This window comes from Streptomyces sp. NPDC090119, assembly GCF_044747085.1.
Taxonomy (GTDB): Bacteria; Actinomycetota; Actinomycetes; order Streptomycetales; family Streptomycetaceae; genus Streptomyces.
In genome coordinates this window covers 518477-541077 of sequence record NZ_JBIVDK010000005.1, presented here as the reverse complement: position 1 = coordinate 541077, position 22601 = coordinate 518477, and the positions used below count along the sequence as shown (strand labels likewise).

Sequence of the window (22601 nt, the reverse complement as noted above, 5' to 3'; positions counted from 1 at the left end):
GCACCATGCCCGACCCGTCCGTCCCCCAGGCCCGCACCCCGGAAGCCGCGAAGCCCGCCCCCGAACAGGGTCGGGGCGTCTCCCGGCGCACCCTGCTCGGCACCGCCGGGGCCACCGGCCTCGTGCTCGGCGCGGCGGGCGGCGCCCTGGGGTACGCCGCCGCGCCCGCCCCGGCCACGCCGCTCACCGCGATCGGCACGGACCGCGCGATGTTTCACGGGAAACATCAGCCCGGCATCACCGACGCGCTCCAGGCCCACGGCCATCTCGTCGCCTTCGATCTGAAGCCGGGCGCGGGCCGCAAGGAGGCCGCGGCCCTGCTGCGCCGCTGGTCGGCGGTGGCCGAGCGGCTGATGGCGGGCGAGGCGGCCCCGCACGAGGACACCGACGTGGCCCGCGACGCCGGACCCTCCTCGCTGACCGTCACCATCGGCTTCGGCCACAGCTTCTTCGCCCGCACCGGACTGGAGAAGCAGCGGCCGGCCGCGCTGGACCCGCTGCCCGACTTCTCCGCCGACCACCTGGACAAGAAGCGCGGCGAGGGCGACCTCTGGGTGCAGATCGGCGCCAATGACGCGCTGGTCGCCTTCCACGCGCTGCGCACGTTCCAGAAGGAGGCGGGCGACGCGGCGCGGGTCCGCTGGCAGATGAACGGCTTCAACCGCTCACCCGGCACCACCGCGCACCCCATGACCACGCGCAACCTCATGGGCCAGATCGACGGCACCCGCAACCCCAAGCCCGCCGAGCCCGACTTCGACCGGCGGATCTTCGTGCCCGCCTCGGGGGAGCCCGGCTGGATGGCGAACGGCTCGTACGCGGTCGTCCGCCGCATCCGGATGCTCCTGGACGACTGGGAGAAGCTGGCGCGCCCGGCGCAGGAGGCGGTGATCGGCCGCCGCAAGTCGGACGGCGGCCCGCTGTCCGGCGGGGACGAGACCACCGCGATGGACCTGGAGAAGGCGGACGCGCAGGGCCAGTACGTCGTCCCGCTCGACGCGCACGCCCGGATCACCCGGCCCGACCAGAACGGCGGAGCCGCGATGCTGCGGCGCCCGTTCTCCTTCCATGACGGCTTCGACGCGGACGGCGTCCCCGACGCCGGGCTGCTGTTCATCTGCTGGCAGGCCGACCCGCTGCGCGGCTTCGTACCGGTGCAGCGCAAGCTCGATCGGGGCGACGCGCTGTCGCGCTATCTGCGGCACGAGGCCAGCGGGCTGTTCGCGGTGCCGGGCGGCGCGGCGCGGGGGGAGTACGTGGGGCAGCGGCTGCTGGAGGGCTGACAGGGTGCGCCACGGGCGCCGTCTTCACAGGCGTCCGGGATCGAAACCACCCGGAAGGGTGGCTGCGGTGAGACGGTCGGGCCGGGTCGCGGCACGGCCATTAGGGTGAGGGCATGCCAGCGAGTTACGCGTATCTCGGTCCTGAAGGCACCTTCACCGAAGTCGCCCTCCGTACTCTCCCGGAGGCCGCCACCCGCGAGCTGATCCCCTACGTCTCGGTGCAGTCCGCGCTGGACGCGGTGCGCACCGGCGAGGCGGAGGCCGCGTTCGTCCCGATCGAGAACTCGGTCGAGGGCGGGATCACCACCACCCTGGACGAGCTGGTCGCGGGCGAGCCGCTCATGATCTACCGCGAGGTGCTGCTGTCGATCACCTTCGCGCTGCTGGTCCGGCCGGGCACGCAGCTCGCCGACATCAAGACGGTCACCGCGCATCCCGCCGCCCAGCCGCAGGTCCGCAACTGGCTGCGCGCCCACCTCCCGGACGCCCTGTGGGAGTCGGCCGCCTCGAATGCGGACGGCGCCCGCCTGGTCCAGGAGGGCCGGTACGACGCGGCCTTCGCGGGCGAGTTCGCGGCGGCGCGGTACGGCCTGGTCCCGCTGGAGACCGACATCCACGACGCGGAGAACGCGCAGACCCGGTTCGTGCTGGTCGGCCGGCCCGCCCGGCCCGCCGCGCCGACCGGCGCCGACAAGACCTCGGTGGTGCTGTGGCAGCGGGACGACCATCCCGGTGCCCTGCGTGATCTGATCGGCGAGTTCGCCACCCGGGGCATCAACCTGATGCTGCTCCAGTCCCGGCCGACCGGCGAGGGCATCGGAAACTACTGCTTCTGCGTGGACGCCGAGGGGCACGTTTCCGACCGGCGGATGGCGGAGGCGCTGATGGGGCTGAAGCGGCTCTGTCTCCAGGTGCGATTCCTGGGTTCCTATCCGCGTGCCGACATCGCGCCGGGCGGCGCACGGCCCATGCTGCCGGGTACGTCGGACCAGGAGTTCGTGGCCGCCTCCGACTGGGTCACGCGCTGCCAGGACGGCCGTTTCTAGCGGGTTCCGTTATCCACAGAAGTTATCCACAGGTCCGCTTCTCTACCTGGGGACAAGTCGACAACAAGGCCCACTCGGTCGACAAATCGGTTCACAGCCCGCAGGTGCATTCAGCCCAGCCTGGATCACCCTTCGTCCACTTGTTTCCATCGATTCAGCTTTTGGGACGACCACTTTCCACTCGAAAGTGGTTATCCAGGGAGTTTGAACCGGGAATTCCTCGGGAGACAACTCACTCGGAATGATCAATTCCGAAATCCACAGTCACTCCACACAGCCTGTGGATAACTTCTCCCAGGGTGTGGATGCGCACAGCAGCCCCGGGTGGAGCCCGGCTATCTGGGTCCCGTCCGCCCGTGCGCTCCACGCGCACCGGTAGCCTGGGGCCTGTGATTGACCTTCGCCTGCTTCGTGAGGACCCTGACCGTGCGCGCGCCTCTCAGCGTGCCCGTGGAGAGGATGTCGCGCTCGTCGACTCCCTCCTGTCTGCCGACGAGCGGCGCAGGTCCTCAGGCGTCCGCTTCGACGAGCTGCGCGCCGAACAGAAGCAGCTCGGCAAGCTGATCCCCAAGGCCACGCCCGAAGAGCGGGCCGAGCTGCTCGGCCGTGCCGAGCAGCTGAAGGCCGACGTGAAGGCGGCCGACGCCGAGCGCGACGAGGCCGACGCGGAGACCCAGCGCCTGCTGCTCGGCGTCAGCAACCTCGTGCACCCCGGTGTCCCGGTCGGTGGCGAGGAGGACTTCGTCACCCTGGAGACGCACGGCGCGATCCGCGACTTCGACGCCGAGGGCTTCGCGCCCAAGGACCACCTCGAACTCGGCCAGATCCTCGGCGCGATCGACACCGAGCGCGGTGCCAAGGTCTCCGGCTCCCGCTTCTACTTCCTCACCGGCGTCGGCGCCCTGCTGGAGCTGGCCCTGGTCAACGCGGCCATCGCGCAGGCCACCGCGGCGGGCTTCACGCCGATGCTGACCCCGGCGCTGGTCCGCCCCCAGTCCATGGCGGGCACCGGCTTCCTCGGCCAGGCCGCGCAAGACGTGTACCACCTGGACAAGGACGACCTCTACCTGGTCGGCACCTCCGAGGTGGCGCTCGCCGCGTACCACATGGACGAGATCATCGACGCGGACCGGCTGCCGCTGCGGTACGCCGGTTTCTCCCCCTGCTTCCGCCGTGAGGCCGGTTCGCACGGCAAGGACACCCGCGGCATCTTCCGGGTCCACCAGTTCGACAAGGTGGAGATGTTCTCCTACGTCGCCCCGGAGGACTCCGAGGCCGAGCACCAGCGTCTGCTGGAGTGGGAGAAGCAGTGGCTGACCTCGCTGGAGCTGCCGTTCCGCGTGATCGACGTCGCCACCGGTGACCTGGGCTCCTCCGCCGCCCGCAAGTTCGACTGCGAGGCGTGGATTCCCACCCAGGGCAAGTACCGCGAGCTGACGTCCACCTCGGACTGCACCGAGTACCAGTCCCGCCGCCTGCAGATCCGGATGCGCGACGGCAAGCAGGTCCGCCCGCTGGCCACGCTGAACGGCACCCTGTGCGCCGTACCGCGCACCATCGTGGCGATCCTGGAGAACCACCAGCAGCCCGACGGCTCGGTCCGTGTCCCCGAGGTCCTGCGCCCCTACCTGGGCGGACGGGAAGTCCTGGAGCCGGTCACCAAGTGAGCAGCCCCCTTCCCTACCGGCTGATCGCGACCGACCTGGACGGCACGCTGCTGCGCGGCGACGAGACGATCTCGCCGCGCACCCGGGAGGCGCTCGCCGCCGCCACGGCCGCGGGCGCCGCGCACATCGTCGTCACCGGGCGCGCGGTCCCCTGGACCCGGCACATCCTGGACGACCTCGGTTACCAGGGCCTCGCCGTCTGCGGCCAGGGCGCCCAGGTCTACGACGCCGGACAGCACCGGCTGCTGACCTCGGTGACCCTGGACCGGCAGCTCGCGGGCGTGGCCCTGGCCAAGATAGAGGCCGAGGTGGGCCCGCTGTACCTGGCGGCGAGCCGGGACGGCCTGGACGGCGACGTCATGGTGGGCCCCGGTTACTCGGTCACCGGCCACCTCCCGGCGAAGGCGTTCACGAACGCGGCCGACCTCTGGGAAGCGCCGCTGAACAAGATCTACATCCAGCATCCGACGCTGTCCACGGACGAGCTGGCGGAGGCGGCCTCGCGCGCGGCGGGCGGTTTCGTCACCGTCGTCATGGCGGGCGAGGGCATCGTGGAGCTGCTGCCGCTCGGGCTGTCCAAGGCCACCGGACTGTCGCTGGCCGCCCGGCGGCTGAAGCTGAAGGCGGCCGACACGATCGCCTTCGGCGACATGCCGAACGACCTGCCGATGTTCGCCTGGGCCGCGCACAGCGTGGCCATGGCCAACGCCCACGAGGAACTCAAGGCCGTGGCCGACGAGGTGACCGCCTCCAACGAGGACGACGGCATCGCGCTGGTCCTGGAGCGACTGCTCGGCTGAGAGGCGGGGCACGGCACGACCGTGCCCCGCCTCACGGCCGGTTCTCCGGGTGGGCGGCCCACGCGAGAGCGACATCGCGTGCTCGAAGCGGCCGCCCCGGACGGTCCCTGTGCGGGAGCGGGCTCGACGGCGCGTCGACCGCGCCGGAGCCCGCCCGGGTCCGTCCTGACGGAAGCCGGACGTGAGATCGTCCGGCTCCACTCCCGGTACGGGGGCGCGCCGGGCTCCCTGACCCGGCGTCGGCTCCCCCACTGTGCCCGGGCCCGGAAGCCCGGCGCCAGCGAATTACCCCGGCGCGGGCCGCCCTCCTACTCCTCGCCCGCCAGCGTCAGCGCGCGCAGTCGCTGGCCCGCGTACCAGGTGGCGGCGACGGTGACCACGATCAGCAGGGCGGTGGCCGTGGGCAGCCCGACGTCGGAGGTGATCAGGTTGCTGCCGACCACCTTGTGCGCGACCGCGAGCGACCACTGCTGGACGCTCAAGGTGCGGGCGCCGGACACCAGGGAGCCGAACAGGGCCTCCCAGACCAGGGCGTAGACCAGGCCGAAGACCACCGCGTGCCGCGAGACCGTGCCGAGCAGCAGGAACAGCGCCGAGTAGGCGATGGACGCGACGAGCGCGGCGACCGTGTAGGCGACGGCGACCTGCTGGCCGTTGCCGTTGAGGATCAGGCCCGCGATCAGGGTGGGCAGCGCGGAGAACACCATGGTCACCGCGATGGCGACGATCAGCTTGGTGAAGATGATCGTCGGCCGCTTCAGCGGCTTGGACAGCAGATAGACCACGGAACCGTCGTCGATCTCCGGTCCGATCGCGCCGGTGCCCGCGATGACGCCGATGATCGGCACCATGGTGGCGAGCGCGAACCCGCCGAGCACGTCGGCGGCGACCTGGTCGTCGGCCCCGGTGAGCAGGCGGACGGCCACCGAGATCACGATGAGCAGCAGGGGCAGGGCGCCGAGGACGAGGGCCCGGCGGCGGCCGAGCAGGGCCCGGTAGGTGAGCCGGGCGACTGTGGGGTCGTACATCTTCGGCCTCCTACGCCGCGACGAGATACGAGAAGACGGACTCCAGGGACTCGTCCGAGGGCGAGACCGTGAGGAGCCGGATGCCCTGGTCACTGGCGACCTTGGGCAGCAGCGTGGTGAAGCGGCCGAAGTCGACGGCCTGGACGATCAGCCCGCCCTCGACGGCGTCGACCTCGATGCCCGCCGTGGACGGATCGGCGATCAGGGCGGCCGCCAGCGCGCGGTCGTCGCTGGAGCGGACCAGGTAGCGGTGCGGGCGGTCGGTCATCAGGCGGCGGATCTTGCGGAAGTCGCCGCTGGCCGCGTGCCGTCCGGCGACGACGACCTCGATGTGCCGGGCGAGCTGCTCGACCTCCTCCAGGATGTGCGAGGAGAACAGCACGGTGCGGCCCTCGTCGCCCATGGCGCGCAGCAGCTCCATCAGCTGGAGCCGCTGGCGCGGGTCCATACCGTTGAACGGCTCGTCGAGCAGCAGCAGCGAGGGGTCGTGCACGAGCGCGGACGCCATCTTCACGCGCTGGCGCATGCCCTTGGAGTAGGTGGAGATCTTCCGGTCCTGGGCGGGCTCCATCTCGACCGTGGCCAGGGCGCGCTGGGCGGCCTTGGCGCCGAGTCCGTGCAACTCGGCGTTGGCGAGGACGAACTCGCGGCCGGTGAGGAAGTCGTACATCGCCTCCCGCTCGGGGACGATGCCGATGTGCTGGTACACCGTCTCGTTGCGCCACACCGGCCGGCCGTCGAGGGTGACGGTGCCGGTGGAGGGGGCGAGGAAGCCGCCCATCATGTTGATGAGGGTGGACTTGCCCGCGCCGTTGGGGCCGAGGAGGCCGGTGACACCGGGACCGATGGTCATGGTGATGTCGTTGACGGCGACCACGTTGCCGAACCAGCGGGAGACGTGGTCGATCTGGAGCGTGGTCACAGGCCCACCTTCTTGTAGCGGCGCAGCAGCAGGCCGTAGCACGCGGCGATCAGGCCGAGGACGACGATCAGGTAGACGAAGCCCTGGCCGGTCGTCGGGCCGACCCCGCCGGGGAAGGACGACGTGCCGCCGAGCAGCGCGGACTGGACGCCGTCGATCAGGGTGACCGGGGAGAACAGGCCGATCCACGGCACCGCGCCGCTGTTGCCCTGGGAGTCGGCGATGGCCTGGAGGGTGGAGACGGCGCCGTAGGAGATGGTCATGACGGCGATCACGGCGGCGATGCCGAAGCCGCGGCGCGGGGTGATGGCGGCGATGACCAGGCCGATCCCGGCGAACAGCAGGGAGAGCAGGACCACCGCGACCAGTCCCTGGCCGAACTTCTCGCTCTGGTGCGCCACGCCCATCTTGGCGAGCAGCGCGCCCACGTACAGCACGAGCAGCGGGCCCCCGGTGAGGATGAACAGGGCCGAGGCGAGCGCCGCGAACTTGGCGAGCACGTAGTCGGCGGTCTCGATGGGCCGCGAGAAGTACAGCGGGACCGTCTTGAAGCGCAGGTCGCGGGAGACGGACTGCGGTGCCTGGGAGGCGACGAACAGGCTGATCACGGCCTGCATGATGATCGCGTACCGGGTGTAGGGGACCGGCAGTTCGTGGGCCTTGGTGGTCACCGCGACGGCGACCATGATGGCGGCGGGTACGCACATCACCGCGAACAGCAGCATCGGCAGCACCTTGGACTTGGCCGACCGGCCGAGGCCGTAGGCGCCGCGCAGGGACTGCGAGTACAGCGAGAGACGGGCGTAGGCGCGGCCGAGGCGCGGGCCGTCGTAGCCGCGGTAGCCGATGTCGTGGATGCGGGACTGGTCGCCCGAGGGCACCGGTGCCGTGGGGACGGGCTGGTCAACCGCCATGGCCGACTGCCTCCTTCCGCTGCTCGTCGCGGGTGAACACCTCGGAGATGTGGTGGCGCCGCTGTTCCATCCGGACCAGGCCGAGACCGAGTCCGGCGACGGTGTCGCGCACCAGGTCGTACGTCTCCTCGCCCTGCGCGGTGAGCAGCAGGATGTGACCGGCGCCGGGCAGCCCGCCGCCGTCGTCGTGGGTGTCGATCCCGCGCGCGTGCAGCGCCTCGCGCAGGGCGCGGGTGCCGTCGGGGTGGGTGTCGCTGTCGGTGACCTCGACGGCCAGCGTCGTGGTGTTCTGGGTGAAGTCGGTGGTGGAGCTGGACCGCAGCAGCTTGCCGCCGTCGACGACCACGACGTGGTCGCAGGTGCGCTCCAGCTCGCCCAGCAGATGGGAGGTGACCAGGACCGAGATGCCGAAGTCGGTGTGGACCCGCCGGATCAGGCCGAGCATCTCGTCCCGGCCGACCGGGTCGAGGCCGTTGGTCGGCTCGTCCAGGAAGACCAGCCGGGGGTCGTGCACCAGCGCCTGCGCCAGCTTGACCCGCTGCTTCATGCCGGTCGAGTAGCCGCCGATGGGGCGGTAGCGCTCCTCGTACAGCCCGACGTGGCGCAGGGTGTCGGCGGTGCGCTCGCGGGCGGCGGCGGGCGGGAGGCCGGACATGCGCGCCATGTGCACGACGAACTCGGTGGCCGAGACGTCGGGCGGCAGGCAGTCGTGCTCCGGCATGTAGCCGACCTGTTCGCGGATGGCGGCGCCTTCGGTCGCCACGTCGAGGCCGAGCACGGCGGCGCGGCCCTCGGTGGCGGGGGACAGACCCAGCAGGATCTTGATCAGGGTGGACTTGCCGGCGCCGTTGGCACCGACGAGTCCCGTCACACCGGGTCCGATGTCCACGGACAGCCGGTCGAGCGCGGTCACCCGGGGGAACCGCTTGCTCAGGCTCTCGGTCACGATCACAGTCACGTCCTCGACGGTAGTGACGTGGGGCACGCGGGTCGTCAGACCACAGAGCCGTCTTGGGGTCCGTCTCGGGTAGTACGGGGCCCTAGGGGGTGGAGGACCCGAGGCTCCCTATTGACGCCACCTCTAACAACTGCCACATTCGCTGAACGGAGTCGGACGGATGCGGGCGGAGGACAAGTGACGCTGAAGGACGCGCGTGAGCGGCGGGTGCGCACCGGGGGGATCGAGCTGTGCGTGGCCGAACTGGGCGATCCGGAACGCCCCACCGTGGTGCTGGTGCACGGCTACCCGGACAGCAAGGAGGTCTGGTCCGAGGTGGCCGCCCGCCTGGCGGAGGACTTCCATGTGGTGCTCTACGACGTGCGCGGCCACGGCGACTCGACCGCGCCGAAGCCGCTGCGCGGCGGTTTCACCCTGGCCAAGCTGACGGACGACTTCCTCGCGGTGGCCGACGCGGTGAGCCCGGACCGGCCGGTGCATCTGGTCGGGCACGACTGGGGTTCGGTGCAGTCCTGGGAGTTCGTGACGGTCGCGCGGACCCAGGGCCGCATCGCCTCGTTCACCTCCATGTCCGGCCCTTCGCTGGACCACTTCGGCCACTGGATCGGCGCCCGCGTGAAGCGGCCGACCCCGCGCCGGGTGGGCCAACTCCTCGGCCAGGGCGCCAAGTCCTGGTACGTGTACCTGCTGCACACGCCCGTGCTGCCGGAGCTGGCCTGGCGCGGGCCGCTGGGCAAGCGGTGGCCGAAGCTGCTGGAGCGGGCCGAGAAGGTCCCGTCCGGCGACTATCCGACGGCCTCCCTCCCCACGGACGCGGCCCACGGCGCCTGGCTGTACCGGGACAACGTCCGCCCCCGGCTGCGCCACCCCCGCCCGGACGCCGTCGCGCACGTGCCGGTGCAGCTCATCACCCCGCAGGGCGACGCGTTCCTGTCGGAGCGGCTCTACGACGACCTGGAGCGGTGGGTGCCGAGGCTGACCCGGCGCACGCTCCCGGCCAAGCACTGGGTGCCGCGCACCCGGCCCGACCAACTGGCGCGATGGATCGAGGAGTTCGCGACCTCCGTGGAGCAGGGCGAGCCTTCACGGGGCAGTGGTCCTCATGCCGACCGATTCGGCGGGCAGCTGGCGCTGGTCACGGGTGCGGGCAGCGGCATCGGACGCGCCACGGCACTCGCTCTCGCGGAGGCCGGGGCGCGGGTGGTGGTGGTCGACCGGGACGCCGGGACGGCCGCCCGCACCGCCGAACTGGCGCTGGCTGCGGGCGCGTCGGCTGCCTGGTCGGAGACGGTGGACGTCTCGGACGAGCAGGCCATGGAGAAACTGGCCGAGCGGGTGCACCGTGAGTACGGGGTGCTGGACGTCCTGGTCAACAACGCGGGCATCGGGCTGTCCGGCTCCTTCTTCACCACGACCCCGGACGACTGGCGCAAGGTGCTGGACGTCAACTTGTGGGGTGTGATCCATGGTTGCCGTCTCTTCGGCGCCCGCATGGCCGAGCGCGGGCAGGGCGGCCACATCGTCAACATCGCCTCCGCGGCGGCCTTCCAGCCCTCGCGGGCGCTTCCGGCGTACAGCACGTCGAAGGCGGCGGTGCTGATGCTGTCGGAGTGCCTGCGTGCCGAACTGGCCGGGCAGGACATCGGAGTTACGGCCATCTGCCCGGGGATCGTCAACACCAACATCACGTCGACGACACGCTTCACGGGGGTGGACGAGGCCGAGGCGCGGCGGCGTCAGGAGCGGTCGTCCCTGCTGTACGGCAAGCGCAACTACCCGCCGGAGAAGGTCGCCAGGGCGATCCTGGACGCGGTGGCGGAGAACCGGGCCGTGGTGCCGGTGACTCCTGAGGCGCGGGGGGCGTATCTGCTGGCGCGGTTCCTGCCGGGGGCGCTGCGCAAAGTGGCGCGGTTGGAGCCGAAGTTGTGAGTCGGGGATCGGTCTCCGGTGCGCCATCCACCGTGAAGCACGCGGAAGTTGATCAACCTGCCTGAAACGGGCGCCGGTTGTCCACAGAATCGTCAAAAAGGCTGTGGATAAAGGGCGTTGGCTGTGGACCAAACCTGCCCGCGTAAATCATGTGCGTGATCCGCGTCTCTCCGGGAGGCTGGGGAGGCGCCGAGATCGGGCCGAAAACGCGGAGCAGCCCGAAGAGAGGGAGATACGACAAGCATCACATGAGAGAAAAGGTGGAAGTGGGTACATCGGAAGTAATGGATGACAGACGCACCGTAAAGGTGTCCAAGTACCTCTCGAAGCACCTGCGGCACCAGCCCGAACGCATCGGGCTCACCCTCGATCCGGCGGGCTGGGTGGAGATCGACGCGCTGCTCGCCGCGGCGGCGGCCCATGGCTTCCCGGTCACCCGCGCCGAGTTGGATCATGTGGTGGCGGTCAACGACAAGCGGCGCTTCGCCGTCGAGGGCGGCAGAATCCGCGCCAGCCAGGGCCACAGCGTCGAGGTGGTCCTCGGCCTGCCCCCGGCCACCCCACCGCCGTACCTGTACCACGGCACCGTCGCCCGCAGCCTGGACGCGATCCGCGCCGAGGGGCTGCGCCCCATGAACCGGCACGACGTGCATCTCTCGGCCGACCGCGAGACCGCGACCCGGGTGGGCGCCCGCCGTGGCAGGCCCGTCGTCCTCGCCGTGGACGCGGGCGCCATGCACCGCGACGGCCACGTCTTCCACGTCAGCGCGAACGGCGTCTGGCTGACCGACGCCGTTCCGCCGCGCTACCTGCGCTTCTCCGAGCCGCGCTGAGGTCCCCGCCCGCTCAGCCGAGCTGGGCGACGGCCTCGGTGGCGATCTTCTCGAAGACGGCCTGGTCGGCCGCGAAGTCCGAGTCCGGGATGGGCCAGTGGATCACCAGCTCGGTGACGCCCAGCGCGGCGTACCGGCCGGCGAAGTCCACGAACGCGTCGACGGACTCCAGCGGACGGGCGCGGTCCGGGGTGAACCCGGTCAGCATGATCTTGTCCAGATCGGCGACGTCCCGGCCGATCTCCGCGCACGCCTCGGTGAGCCGGCCGAGCTGCCCCTCCACCGCCAGCACCGACTGCTCGGGGGTGCCGGTCTCGAACAGCTTCGGGTCGCCCGTGGTCACCCACGCCTGCCCGTACCGCGCGGCCAGCCGCAGCCCGCGCGAACCGGTCGCCGCCACCGCGAACGGCAGCCGGGGCTCCTGCGCGCAGCCCGGAATGTTGCGAGCCTCGTGCGCCGAGTAATGGTCGCCCGCGTACGACACCGCGTCCTCGGTCAACAGCTGGTCCAGCAGCGAGACGAACTCCGCGAACCGGTCGGCCCGCTCCCGCGGCGACCACGCCTCCTGCCCGAGCGCCGTCGCGTCGAACCCGGAGCCGCCCGCCCCGATCCCCAGGGTGACCCGGCCGCCGGAGATGTCGTCCAGGGAGATCAGCTCCTTGGCCAGCGTCACCGGATGCCGGAAGTTCGGCGAGGTCACCATCGTCCCCAGCCGGAGCCGCTCGGTCACCCCGGCGGCGGCCGTCAGTGTCGGCAGCGCCCCGAACCACGGCCCGTCCCGGAAGGTCCGCCACGACAAATGGTCGTAGGTGTACGCGGCGTGGAACCCGAGCTCCTCGGCCCGCTCCCATTTCGCCCGGCCTCCCTCGTGCCAGCGGTCGACGGGAAGGATCAAGGTACTGAGACGAAGGGCCATGCCGATGAGCCTACGACGCCCGGATGGCCGCCCGGAACGCGATCCTGAACTCATCTGACGCATCCCCGACCTCATCTGTGCGGACTCACACGCGGCCGTGCGCGCATATGCGCGACAATGACCGGGTGACCTCAGCGACCAGACAGCCGGGGACCCCGGCCTCCGCCCAGCCGTCGGCCCCGTCCGGACGAGGAGGGGCCGCTCTCCCGCCACCGCGCCTGATCGCCACCGACCTCGACGGCACCCTGCTGCGCGACGACCAGACCGTCTCCACGCGTACCGTCGCCGCGCTGGCCGCGGCCGAGAAGGCGGGTGTCGAGGTCTTCTTCGTCACCGGCCGCCCCGCCCGCTGGATGGACGTCGTCAGCGAGCATGTGCACGGCCACGGCCTGGCGATCTGCGGCAACGGCGCGGCCGTGGTCGACCTGCACGGCGGGCCCGGCGCCCACCGGTTCGTGAAGGTGCGCGAGCTGGCCAGGGAGAACGCCCTGAAGTCCGTGCGGCTGCTGCGCGAGGCGGCCCCCGGCACCCTGTTCGCGGTCGAGCAGACCTACGGCTTCCACCAGGAGCCCGCCTACCCCAAGCTGCACATGGAGATCCCGGACACCCTGCGGTCCGCCGAGGAACTGCTCGCACCGGACGGGGTCGCCGCGAGCCAGCCGGTGCTGAAGATCCTCGCCCACCACCCCGACCTCGACCCGGACGCCTTCCTCACCCTCGCCCGGATCGCCATCGGCGGCCACGCCAACGTCACCCGGTCCAGCCCCAGCGCCCTGCTGGAGCTGAGCGGACCCGGCGTCTCCAAGGCCAGCACCCTGGCCCTGTGCTGTGCCGAGCGCGGCATCTCGCACGAGGAGGTCGTCGCCTTCGGCGACATGCCCAACGACATCGAGATGCTGACCTGGGCCGGGCGCTCCTACGCCATGGGCAACGCCCACCCCGACACCCTGGCCGCCGCCACCGGCCGCACCCACGTCAACAACGAGGACGGCGTGGCCCGCGTGATCGAGGACCTGCTCGCCGGACGGATCTGACCCCTCCGGCTACAGCACCACCAGGGACTCCGCCTCGGCCTCGCGGCGGGCCATCGTGGCCAGCGGGCCGTCCACGGTGAGCAGCTCGGCGTACGGGCCGCGCTGCACCACGCGGCCCGCGTCCAGGACGAGCACCTCGTCCACGGCGGCGAGACCGGCGAGCCGGTGCGTGATCAGCAGCGTGGTACGGCCCTCGGTCGCGGCCAGCAGGTCTTCGGTGAGGGCGTCCGCCGTGGGCAGGTCGAGGTGCTCGGCGGGCTCGTCCAGCACCAGCACCGGGAAGTCCGCGAGCAGCGCGCGGGCCAGCGCCAGCCGCTGCCGCTGGCCGCCGGAGAGCCGGGCCCCGTGCTCGCCGACATGCGTGTCCAGGCCCTCGGGGAGCCCGTCCACCCAGTCCAGCAGCCGGGCCCGCAGCAGCACGTCGCGCAGCTCGGCCTCGGTCGCGTCCTTCCGCGCCAGCAGCAGGTTCTCCCGCACGCTGCTGTCGAAGAGGTGGGCGTCCTGGGCACACAGCCCGACCAGCCGCCGTACGTCGTCGCCGTCCATCTCCGCCGCCGGAACCCCGGCGAGCGTGTAGGTGCCCGAACCGGCGTCCAGGAAGCGCAGCAGCACCTGGGCGAGGGTGGTCTTGCCGGAGCCGGAGGGGCCGACCACGGCGATCCGGCGGCCCCGGTCCAGGGTGAGGTCGAGCCCGTTGAGCGCGTCGCGGTGCTGGTCCTCGTAGCGGGCGGTCAGATCCTTCACCACCAGCGGGAACGGCGAGGCGGGTGCCTCGCGGGGCTGCTCGGGCTCGTGGACCGGCACCGGGGCGTCCAGGACCTCGTAGACGCGCTCGGCGCTACGGGCGACCCGCTGCCGGTAGCGCACGGCCAGCGGGAGGCCGAGCACCGCCTCGAACGCGGCCAGCGGGGTCAGGACGACCACGGCCACCAGCACGCCGTGGATACGGCCCCCGGCCGCCGCCTGCGCACCGAGCAGCGCCGCGACGGTGACGGTCAGCCCCGAGATCAGCGCGGTCAGGCCGTCGCCGAGCGCGGTGACCCCGGCGGCACGGGAGGCGATCCGGGTGAGGACGCCGTCGGCCTGCCGGGTGGCCGCCGTACGCGAGGGCAGCGCCCCGGCGACGGTCAGCTCGGCGGTGCCGGTGAGCAGGTCGGTCACCCGGGTGGCCAGCACGCCCCGGGCGGGCGCCAGCCGTCGTTCGGTGCGCCGGGCGACGGCCGCGGTGATCAGCGGGACGCCGACCCCGGCGAGCAGCAGGCCGACGGCGAGCGCGGCGCCCGCCTCGGGGAGCAGCCAGGCCGTGAAGCCGACCGATGCTGCGGAGACGACGACCGCCACCCCGGTGGGCAGCAGCCAGCGCAGCCAGTAGTCCTGGAAGGCGTCCACGTCGGCGACGAGCCGGGTGAGCAGATCGCCGCGTCGGGTGCCCCGCAGTCCGGCCGGGGCCAGGCGCTCCAGCCGTTTGTAGACGGCGACACGGGTGTCGGCGAGCATGCGCAGCACGGCGTCGTGCGACACCAGCCGCTCGCTGTACCGGAAGACGGCACGGCCGATACCGAAGAACCGCGTGGCCGTGACGGCGACCAGCAGGTACAGCACCGGGGGCTGCTGCGAGGCGCGGGAGATCAGCCAGCCGGAGGTCGCCATCAGCCCGACGGCGCAGCCGAGGGCCAGGCTGCCGAGCAGCAGTGCGAAGAGCAGTCGGCCACGCCGGGCCGCGGCCACGGAGCGGACGCGGGCCAGGATGCCCTGTTCACGGGCCGCCGCCGTCTCGGGCGCGGACTCGCCCAGGTCGTCGTCGGCGTCGTCCGGCTCGGGGAAGAAAGCCTTGCCGGGCGCGGCGGGCTCGGGCACCTGCGCGTCGAGCGCGGCGGCGGCCAGTTCGGGGGCGAGCGCCTCGGCCAGGACCGGCTCGGGAGCGGCGGCCGGCTCGGACAGCTCCAGCCGCACCACCCGGTCGGCGACCTCCAGCAGCGCGGGCCGGTGCACGACCAGCAGCACCGTGCGGCCCACCGCGAGCCGCCGCACCGCGGCGACGACATCGGCCTCGGTCGCACCGTCCAGTGCGGCGGTGGGCTCGTCCAGGAGCAGCACCGGCCGGTCGGCGAGGAACGCGCGGGCCAGGGCCAGCCGCTGCCGCTGGCCCGCGGAGAGACCGGCGCCGTCCTCCCCGAGCACCGTGTCCGCGCCCGCGGGGAGCGCGTCCACGAACTCCAGCGCGCCCGCGTCCGCCATCGCCCGGCGTACGGCGGTGTCGTCCGCGTCGGGGCGGGCCAGCCGTACGTTCTCCGCGATGGTCCCGGCGTACAGGTGCGGCCGCTGCGGGACCCAGGCGATGCGGGAACGCCACTCCTCCAGATCGAGGTCGGCGAGGTCGGCGCCACCGACCCGGACCTGGCCCTCGGTGGGCCGGACGAAGCCGAGGAGCACGCTCAGCAGGGTGGACTTGCCCGCGCCGCTCGGCCCGATCAGCGCCACGGTCTCGCCGGGCTCGACGGAGAAGGACACATCGGTGACGGCGTCCGCCGACCGGCCCGGATAGCGGACCGTCAGGGAGTCGAAGGCCATCGAGCCGGAGGGGACCGGCGCGGTGCCGGTGGCCGGGACCGGCGTCTCCAGCACGGCGAAGATCTCCTCGGCGGCCGCCAGGCCCTCCGCCGCCGCGTGGTACTGCGCGCCCACCTGGCGCAGCGGAAGGTACGCCTCGGGGGCCAGGATCAGGATGACCAGGCCGATGTACAGGTCCATCCCGCCATGCACCAGTCGCATGCCGATGGTGACGGCGACCAGCGCGACGGAGAGCGTGGCCAGCAGCTCCAGCGCGAAGGAGGAGAGGAAGGCGATCCGCAGGGTCCGCATGGTGGCGCGGCGGTACTCGCCGGTGATCTTGCGAATGGAATCGGCCTGCGCCTTGGCCCGGCCGAACACCTTCAGCGTGGGCAGCCCCGCGACCACGTCCAGGAAGTGTCCGGAGAGCCGGGACAGCAGGGACCACTGCCGGTCCATCCGGGACTGGGTGGCCCAGCCGATGAGCATCATGAAGATCGGGATGAGGGGCAGGGTGGCGACGATGATCGCCGCCGACACCCAGTCCTCGGTGACGATCCGCGCCAGCACCGCCACCGGGACGACCAGGGCGAGCCCCATCTGCGGCAGGTACCGCGAGAAGTAGTCGTCCAGGGCGTCGACCCCGCGCGTGGCCAGGGTGACCAGCGAGCCGGTGCGCTGTCCGCTCAGCCAGCCCGGTCCGAGCACGGCGGCCCGCTCCACGAGCCGCTCCCGCAGCTCGGACTTCACGGCCGCGCTGGCCCGGTGCGCCGCCAGCTCGGTGAGCCAGGAGACCAGCGCCCGGCCACAGGCGACACCGGCCAGCAGCGCCAGCGGCGTGACCAGGTCACTTGCCGACTTGCCCTGCTGGAAGGCTCCGACCACGACTTCGGCGATCAGCATGGCCTGGGCGATGACCAGACCGGCGCCGAGCCCGCCCAGGAGGACGACCGCCACGAGGAAGAAGCGCGTGGCACGGGCGTAGCGCATGAGGCGGGGATCGATCGGTTTCACGTGAAACGTGTCCTTCAGTCCCGAGAGTGTGTTTCACGTGAAACATACCCTTGAGGCGGTCAGTGTGCGGCTTCGGCGATGTGCTGGGTACCGATGCGCTTGCGGAAGACCCAGTAGGTCCAGCCCTGGTAGAGCATGACCAGCGGGGTGGCGATGACGGCACACCAGGTCATGATCTTCAGGGTGTACGGGCTCGACGAGGCGTTGGTGACCGTGAGGCTCCAGGCCGGGTCGAGGGTGGACGGCATGACGTTCGGGAAGAGCGACAGGAAGAGCATCGCCACGGTGGCCGCGATGGTGATCCCGGACAGCGCGAACGACCAGCCCTCCCGCACCCGCCAGATGGCGCCCAGTGCGCCGACCAGGGCGACGGCCGCCACGACGAGGGCGACCAGACTGGCACCGTCCCCGCTGTGGAGCTGCGTCCAGACCAGGAACCCGAGCGCCAGGACGACGGTCACCAGGCCGAGGCGCAGCGCCAGTGTCCGGGCCCTGGTCCGGATGTCGCCGACGGTCTTGAGCGCCGTGAACACCGTCCCGTGGAAGGTGAACAGGGTGAGCGTCACCGCGCCGCCGAGCAGGGCGTAGGGGTTGAAGAGATCGCCCAGGCCGCCGACGTACTCGAAGTTCCGGTCGATCTTCACGCCCCGCACGATGTTCCCGAAGGCCACGCCCCACAGGAACGCCGGGATCAGCGAGGACCAGAAGATCGCCCACTCCCAGTTGCGCTGCCAGTTCTCCTCGGGGCGCTTCACCCGGTACTCGAAGCCCACGCCGCGCACGATCAGGCAGACCAGGATGAGCAGCAGCGGCAGATAGAAGCCGGAGAACAGGGTGGCGTACCACTCCGGGAAGGCGGCGAAGGTCGCACCGGCCGCGGAGAGCAGCCACACCTCGTTGCCGTCCCAGACCGGGCCGATGGTGTTGATCAGCACCCGGCGCTCGGGCCGGTCCCGGGCGAGCAGCCGGGTGAGGACACCGACTCCGAAGTCGAACCCCTCCAGGAAGAAGTAGCCGGTCCACAGCACGGCTATGAGGACGAACCAGATGTCATGCAGTTCCATGGCTGTTCCCCCAGCTCTAGTACGAGAAGGCCATCGGCCGGTCGGCGTCCTGGTGGTCGCCGCCGATCTTCGTGGGCGGGTTGAGGTCGGCCTCGGTCAGCTCCGGCGGCCCGGCCTTGGCGTACTTGGCCAGCAGCCGCACCTCGATGACCGCGAGGATCGCGTACAGGGTGGTGAAGACGGCCATGGAGATGGCGACCTCGGCCTGGGAGACACCGGGGGAGACCGCTTGCCGGGTCTGGAACAGGCCGTAGACCACCCAGGGCTGGCGGCCCGTCTCGGTGAAGATCCAGCCCCAGGAGTTGGCGATCAGCGGGAAGGCCATCGTCCAGGTGGCCACGCGCCAGAACCAGTGGGTGAGCTTCGGGCTCAGCGTGCGCTTCCCGAACAGCACCAGATGCGGCACCTCGTCGTCGCCGGTGCGCAGGTGCTGGGGCAGCAGGAACTTCTTCCGGGTCAGCCAGAGGCCGAGTGCCCCGAGGGTGAAGGACGCCATGCCGAACCCGATCATCCAGCGGAAGCCCCAGTAGGCGACCGGGATGTCGGGCCGGTAGTCGCCGGGCCCGTACTTCTCCTGCTCGGCCTTGTTGATGTCGTTGATGCCGGGGACGTACGAGGAGAAGTCGTTGTTGGCGAGGAAGGACAGCATGCCCGGCACCTCGACGGCGACGGAGTTGTGTCCCTTCTCCACGTCGCCGTAGGCGAACACCGAGAAGGGCGCGGGCTTCTGACCGTCCCACAGGGCCTCGGCGGCGGCCATCTTCATCGGCTGCTGCTTGAACATGACCTTGCCGAGGGTGTCGCCGCTGATGGCGGTGAGCAGACCGGCGATCACCACGGTGACCAGGCCGAGCCGCAGCGACATCCGCATCACCCTGATGTGGCGGCGCCGGGCCAGGTGATAGGCCGCCAGGCCCACCATGAAGGCGCCGCCGGTCAGGAAGGCCGCGGAGAGGGTGTGGAACGCCTGGCTGAGCGCGGTGTTCTGGGTCAGCACGGCCCAGAAGTCGGTGAGTTCGGCGCGCCCCCGCTCCTTGTTGATCCGGAAGCCCACGGGGTGCTGCATCCAGGAGTTGGCCGCCAGGATGAAGTACGCCGAGAGGATCGTGCCGAGCGAGACCATCCATATGCAGGCCAGGTGGATCTTCTGCGGCAGCTTGTCCCAGCCGAAGATCCACAGCCCGATGAAGGTCGACTCGAAGAAGAAGGCGATCAGCGCCTCGAAGGCCAGCGGGGCGCCGAAGACGTCGCCGACGAAGCGCGAGTACTCGGACCAGTTCATGCCGAACTGGAACTCCTGCACGATGCCGGTGACCACGCCCATCGCGATGTTGATCAGGAAGAGCTTGCCCCAGAACTTCGTCGCCCTGAGGTAGACCTCCTTCTCCGTGCGTACCCAGGCCGTCTGCAGCCCGGCCGTGAGCGCGGCCAGGGAGATCGTCAGAGGGACGAACAGAAAGTGATAGACGGTGGTGATGCCGAACTGCCAGCGCGCCAGGGTCTCCGGCGCCAGCGCCAGGTCCACGTCGTCACCCCTCCTTACTTCGCCGTTCCGGTGCGGCCTTTGCCGCTTATGCCCCCCATATACGGGGCAATCCGGTCGGAGCTTGTGAAAGCGTTCACATTCACAAGCCATTATGGCGCACAGGTTTTCGGCACCCGAAAGGGGGGTCCTCGCCAACTTCCCGGCACGACGAAGGGCCCCGCCGAAGCGGGGCCCTCACTCATCGCCGGGAGATCGGTGACGTCAGCTCGCGTCGCCCGCCACCTCGCGGCGGAACGCCTCCGCGGCCTTCAGGAACAGGTCGTTCGCCTCGGTCTCCCCGACCGTCACCCGCACGCCCTCACCGGCGAACGGCCGCACCACCACACCGTGGTCCTCGCACGCCGCCGCGAACTCCATGGTCCGCTCCCCCAGCCGCAGCCACACGAAGTTGGCCTGCGTCTCCGGCACCGTCCAGCCCTGCGCGCGCAGCGCGTCGACCACCCGGGCCCGCTCGCACACCAGCGAACCGACCCGGCCCAGCAACGCGTCCTCGGCCTGGAGCGAGGCGATCGCCGCCTCCTGCGCGACATGGCTGACGCCGAACGGCACCGCCGTCTTGCGCAGCGCGGCGGCCACCGGCTCGTGCGCGATGGCGAACCCGACCCGCAGCCCGGCCAGCCCGTACGCCTTGGAGAAGGTGCGCAGCACGCAGACGTTGGGCCGCTCCCGGTACAGCTCGACGCCGTCGGGCACCTCGGGGTCGCGGATGAACTCCCGGTACGCCTCGTCCAGCACCACCAGGACGTCCTTCGGTACCCGGTCGAGGAACCGTTCCAGCTCGGCCCGCCGCACCACCGTGCCGGTCGGGTTGTTGGGGTTGCACACGAAGATCAGCCGGGTCCGGTCGGTGATCGCGTCCGCCATCGCGTCCAGGTCGTGCACATCGCCCGGCGTGAGCGGTACCTGCACCGGCGTGGCACCGCTGATCCGCGTGATGATCGGGTACGCCTCGAAGGAGCGCCAGGCGTAGATCACCTCGTCGCCCGGTCCGCTGGTCGCCTGCACCAGCTGCTGGGCCACACCGACCGAGCCGGTGCCCGTGGCCAGGTGGGAGACCGGGACGCCGAAGCGCTCCGCCAGCTCGTTCATCAGGCCGCCGCACGCCATGTCGGGGTAGCGGTTGAACTCGGCGACGGCCGCCGCGACCCGCTCCATGACACCGGGCAGCGGGGGATAGGGGTTCTCGTTGGAGGACAGCTTGTAGGCGACCGGACCCTCGGCCGAAGCGGGCTTGCCCGGCTTGTAGGTGGGGATACCCTCCAGCTCGGCGCGCAGCTTGGGGCTCGTCTCGCTCACCGCAGTCCTCCTCGCGACCACCGGCGGACCGTCGACGCCGCCGGCATCCAATGCTCCTCACCTTATGAGGATTCGGCGCGCTTGCGTACCTGTGCGCCGCCGCTTCCCCCGCCCCAGGGGCATCATGGGACGCATCGGGCGACTGGCCGCGCAATAGGGGGCGCATCGCGCATTTGTCCATGCGCCGGTGGCTCGCGCCGTGGCGCGCATCCCCCGTGAAGGTGAGTTGAGACCTCTTCGAAACATCGGGCACTTGGCAGGCCCACACGCGTCGACAAGTCACGTCCTGCCACTGGGCCCGTCAACTGACTTGCTTTCCAAGGCCGTTGCCACCTAATGATCATGCAGAAACGTGCCTGTCAACGCATGCATATGCGTCCGCCCTACCCCACCACAAGAGCCCTACTATCGGCTCGCCATGACAGCAGCAGGGAAGCACCAGGTGAGCCGCGGGGAAACCTCCCGGCGAGGCAGCCGGCCGGGCCGGGCGGGCATCAGAGACGTGGCCGCCGCCGCCGGGGTCTCCATCACGACCGTCTCCGACGCCCTCAACGGCAAGGGGCGGCTCCCGGATGCCACCCGCCGCCATGTCCGCGAGGTCGCGGACCGACTGGGCTACCGGCCCTCGGCCGCCGCCCGCACCCTCCGTACCGGCAAGTCCGGCCTGATCGGCCTGACCGTGACCACGTACGGGGACGAACCCTTCACCTTCACCGAGTTCGCCTACTTCGCCGAGATGGCGCGGGCCGCGACCTCCGCCGCGCTCGCCCGCGGCTACGCCCTCGTCATCCTCCCCGCCACCTCCCGCCACGACGTCTGGTCGAACGTCGCCCTGGACGGCACGGTCGTCATCGACCCCTCCGACCAGGACCCGGTCGTCAGCGAACTGGTCCGGCAGGGTTTACCGGTCGTCTCCGACGGCCGCCCGGCCGGCTCCCTCCCGGTCACCGCCTGGGTCGACAACGACCACGAGGCCGCCGTCCTCGGCATCCTCGACCACCTCGCCGCCGCCGGGGCGCGCCGCATCGGACTGCTCACCGGCACCACCACGGACACGTACACCCATCTGTCCACCACCGCCTATCTGCGCTGGTGCGAGCGGGTCGGCCAGGACCCGGTCTACGAGTCGTACCCGGCGCACGACCCGTGCGCGGGCGCCGTCGCCGCCGACCGGCTGCTCGCCCGCCCCGACCGTCCGGACGCCGTCTACGGCCTCTTCGACCCCAACGGCACCGACCTGCTCGCCGCCGCCCGGCGCTACGGGCTGCGCGTGCCGGACGACCTGCTGCTGGTGTGCTGCAGCGAGTCCACGGTGTACGCGACGACCGAGCCGCCCATCACCACGCTCTCGCTCAAGCCGCGCCGCATCGGCACGGCGGTCGTCCAACTGCTCATCGACGCCATCGAGGGGGTCGAGTCGGACCAGCCGGTCGAGCAGGTGATGCCGACCGAGCTGATCGTGCGCACCTCGTCCCAGCGCCGTCCGCCGCGCACCACGGTCAGCCCGCCCAGGGCACCGGAGCGGGACTGACGGAACCGGGCCCGAGGGGGGCCGGGCCGCCCGGCGGGAGAGGCGGGCGGTCGCGGCTCGCCGAACCGGGGCGGACGACCGCCCGGCGGCCGAGCCGATCACGGCCGGGCAACCCGTCGAACTCCTGCCCAATCAGGACGAAAGCCTCGGCGATCAGGAGCCTCGCCGTGATTCACCACCCCTGGGTCATCACAAGGCGCGACGCGCATTCCTATGATGGGCCCACGACACCGCGGGCCGCTGCGACCAGGCAGTCCGAAGCGGTGCAGC

Annotated in this window: 17 protein-coding genes; 8 read left to right on the top strand and 9 right to left on the bottom strand. The window is 71.3% G+C overall.

Annotation, left to right across the window (positions count from 1 at the left end; translation table 11 throughout):
* The first annotated feature begins 5 nt into the window (after nt 1-5).
* The 4 genes from efeB to ACIPPM_RS23955 all read left to right on the top strand — a co-directional run bounded on the left by efeB (nt 6) and on the right by ACIPPM_RS23955 (nt 4796).
* Complete coding sequence (gene efeB, locus ACIPPM_RS23970; RefSeq protein ID WP_401451241.1) at nt 6-1283, top strand: iron uptake transporter deferrochelatase/peroxidase subunit; 1278 nt, start codon at nt 6-8, stop codon at nt 1281-1283.
* A 113-nt stretch (nt 1284-1396) separates the two neighbouring features.
* On the top strand, nt 1397-2329 hold the full coding sequence (pheA, locus tag ACIPPM_RS23965; protein WP_401451238.1) for a prephenate dehydratase: 933 nt from the start codon (nt 1397-1399) through the stop codon (nt 2327-2329).
* A gap of 389 nt (nt 2330-2718) precedes the next feature.
* Nucleotides 2719-3996, top strand: a complete 1278-nt coding sequence (gene serS, locus ACIPPM_RS23960) for a serine--tRNA ligase (protein WP_401451236.1) — start codon at nt 2719-2721, stop codon at nt 3994-3996.
* On the top strand, nt 3993-4796 hold the full coding sequence (locus tag ACIPPM_RS23955; RefSeq protein WP_401451234.1) for an HAD family hydrolase: 804 nt from the start codon (nt 3993-3995) through the stop codon (nt 4794-4796). Before serS ends, ACIPPM_RS23955 begins: the two co-directional genes overlap by 4 nt.
* Before the next feature lie 308 nt (nt 4797-5104).
* On the opposite strand, the gene ACIPPM_RS23950 is transcribed toward ACIPPM_RS23955, so the two are convergent.
* Genes ACIPPM_RS23950 through ACIPPM_RS23935 form a run of 4 tightly spaced genes read right to left on the bottom strand, consistent with a single transcriptional unit; the run spans nt 5105 to nt 8612 of the window.
* Nucleotides 5105-5824 carry an ABC transporter permease subunit gene (locus tag ACIPPM_RS23950; protein WP_393594378.1) on the bottom strand — a complete coding sequence of 240 codons (720 nt, stop codon included), beginning with the start codon at nt 5822-5824 and terminating at the stop codon, nt 5105-5107.
* Between the two features lie 10 nt (nt 5825-5834).
* A complete protein-coding gene (locus ACIPPM_RS23945) occupies nt 5835-6746 on the bottom strand; it encodes an ABC transporter ATP-binding protein (RefSeq protein WP_393594377.1) in 912 nt (303 codons plus the stop codon).
* Nucleotides 6743-7660, bottom strand: a complete 918-nt coding sequence (locus ACIPPM_RS23940) for an ABC transporter permease subunit (RefSeq protein ID WP_401451231.1) — start codon at nt 7658-7660, stop codon at nt 6743-6745. The genes ACIPPM_RS23945 and ACIPPM_RS23940 overlap by 4 nt, the downstream gene beginning before the upstream one ends.
* Entirely contained in the window at nt 7650-8612 is a 963-nt protein-coding gene (locus ACIPPM_RS23935; protein WP_389004455.1) for an ABC transporter ATP-binding protein, read from the bottom strand. Before ACIPPM_RS23935 ends, ACIPPM_RS23940 begins: the two co-directional genes overlap by 11 nt.
* 183 nt (nt 8613-8795) lie before the next feature.
* On the opposite strand from ACIPPM_RS23935, the gene ACIPPM_RS23930 reads away from it, so the two are divergent.
* Both ACIPPM_RS23930 and ACIPPM_RS23925 read left to right on the top strand, forming a co-directional pair.
* On the top strand, nt 8796-10547 hold the full coding sequence (locus ACIPPM_RS23930; RefSeq protein WP_401451229.1) for an SDR family oxidoreductase: 1752 nt from the start codon (nt 8796-8798) through the stop codon (nt 10545-10547).
* A 284-nt stretch (nt 10548-10831) separates the two neighbouring features.
* Nucleotides 10832-11380 carry an RNA 2'-phosphotransferase gene (locus ACIPPM_RS23925; RefSeq protein ID WP_401451227.1) on the top strand — a complete coding sequence of 183 codons (549 nt, stop codon included), beginning with the start codon at nt 10832-10834 and terminating at the stop codon, nt 11378-11380.
* Between the two features lie 13 nt (nt 11381-11393).
* Here the strand turns inward: ACIPPM_RS23925 and ACIPPM_RS23920 are convergent, their stop codons facing one another.
* The gene (locus ACIPPM_RS23920) at nt 11394-12296 is read right to left on the bottom strand and encodes an LLM class flavin-dependent oxidoreductase (protein WP_401451224.1); all 903 of its coding nucleotides are present in this window, start codon (nt 12294-12296) and stop codon (nt 11394-11396) included.
* Between the two features lie 107 nt (nt 12297-12403).
* On the opposite strand from ACIPPM_RS23920, the gene ACIPPM_RS23915 reads away from it, so the two are divergent.
* A complete protein-coding gene (locus ACIPPM_RS23915; RefSeq protein ID WP_401451222.1) occupies nt 12404-13330 on the top strand; it encodes an HAD family hydrolase in 927 nt (308 codons plus the stop codon).
* A gap of 9 nt (nt 13331-13339) precedes the next feature.
* On the opposite strand, the gene cydD is transcribed toward ACIPPM_RS23915, so the two are convergent.
* From cydD to hisC, 4 genes are all read right to left on the bottom strand, one after another.
* Nucleotides 13340-16894 (bottom strand): thiol reductant ABC exporter subunit CydD, encoded by a 3555-nt coding sequence (gene cydD / locus ACIPPM_RS23910; protein ID WP_401451220.1) that lies wholly within the window; start codon nt 16892-16894, stop codon nt 13340-13342.
* A 59-nt stretch (nt 16895-16953) separates the two neighbouring features.
* Nucleotides 16954-17958, bottom strand: coding sequence for a cytochrome d ubiquinol oxidase subunit II (cydB, locus tag ACIPPM_RS23905; RefSeq protein WP_401451217.1), 1005 nt, complete (start codon nt 17956-17958; stop codon nt 16954-16956).
* A 16-nt stretch (nt 17959-17974) separates the two neighbouring features.
* A complete protein-coding gene (locus ACIPPM_RS23900; RefSeq protein ID WP_401451215.1) occupies nt 17975-19483 on the bottom strand; it encodes a cytochrome ubiquinol oxidase subunit I in 1509 nt (502 codons plus the stop codon).
* A 222-nt stretch (nt 19484-19705) separates the two neighbouring features.
* A complete protein-coding gene (gene hisC / locus ACIPPM_RS23895; RefSeq protein WP_401451212.1) occupies nt 19706-20800 on the bottom strand; it encodes a histidinol-phosphate transaminase in 1095 nt (364 codons plus the stop codon).
* 418 nt (nt 20801-21218) lie between these two features.
* Between hisC and ACIPPM_RS23890 the strand changes: the two genes are divergently transcribed.
* Nucleotides 21219-22331, top strand: a complete 1113-nt coding sequence (locus ACIPPM_RS23890) for a LacI family DNA-binding transcriptional regulator (protein ID WP_389003572.1) — start codon at nt 21219-21221, stop codon at nt 22329-22331.
* Nucleotides 22332-22601: the final 270 nt, after the last annotated feature.

What these genes read in the sequence shown, in the direction of transcription:
- ACIPPM_RS23920 (WP_401451224.1), bottom strand. Translation starts at nt 12,296, where the DNA reads ATGGCCCTTCGTCTCAGTACCTTGATCCTTCCCGTCGACCGCTGGCAC.
- pheA (WP_401451238.1), top strand. Translation starts at nt 1,397, where the DNA reads ATGCCAGCGAGTTACGCGTATCTCGGTCCTGAAGGCACCTTCACCGAA.
- ACIPPM_RS23890 (WP_389003572.1), top strand. Translation starts at nt 21,219, where the DNA reads ATGACAGCAGCAGGGAAGCACCAGGTGAGCCGCGGGGAAACCTCCCGG.
- ACIPPM_RS23915 (WP_401451222.1), top strand. Translation starts at nt 12,404, where the DNA reads ATGCGCGACAATGACCGGGTGACCTCAGCGACCAGACAGCCGGGGACC.
- efeB (WP_401451241.1), top strand. Translation starts at nt 6, where the DNA reads ATGCCCGACCCGTCCGTCCCCCAGGCCCGCACCCCGGAAGCCGCGAAG.
- cydB (WP_401451217.1), bottom strand. Translation starts at nt 17,958, where the DNA reads ATGGAACTGCATGACATCTGGTTCGTCCTCATAGCCGTGCTGTGGACC.
- ACIPPM_RS23940 (WP_401451231.1), bottom strand. Translation starts at nt 7,660, where the DNA reads ATGGCGGTTGACCAGCCCGTCCCCACGGCACCGGTGCCCTCGGGCGAC.
- ACIPPM_RS23925 (WP_401451227.1), top strand. Translation starts at nt 10,832, where the DNA reads ATGGATGACAGACGCACCGTAAAGGTGTCCAAGTACCTCTCGAAGCAC.
- ACIPPM_RS23950 (WP_393594378.1), bottom strand. Translation starts at nt 5,824, where the DNA reads ATGTACGACCCCACAGTCGCCCGGCTCACCTACCGGGCCCTGCTCGGC.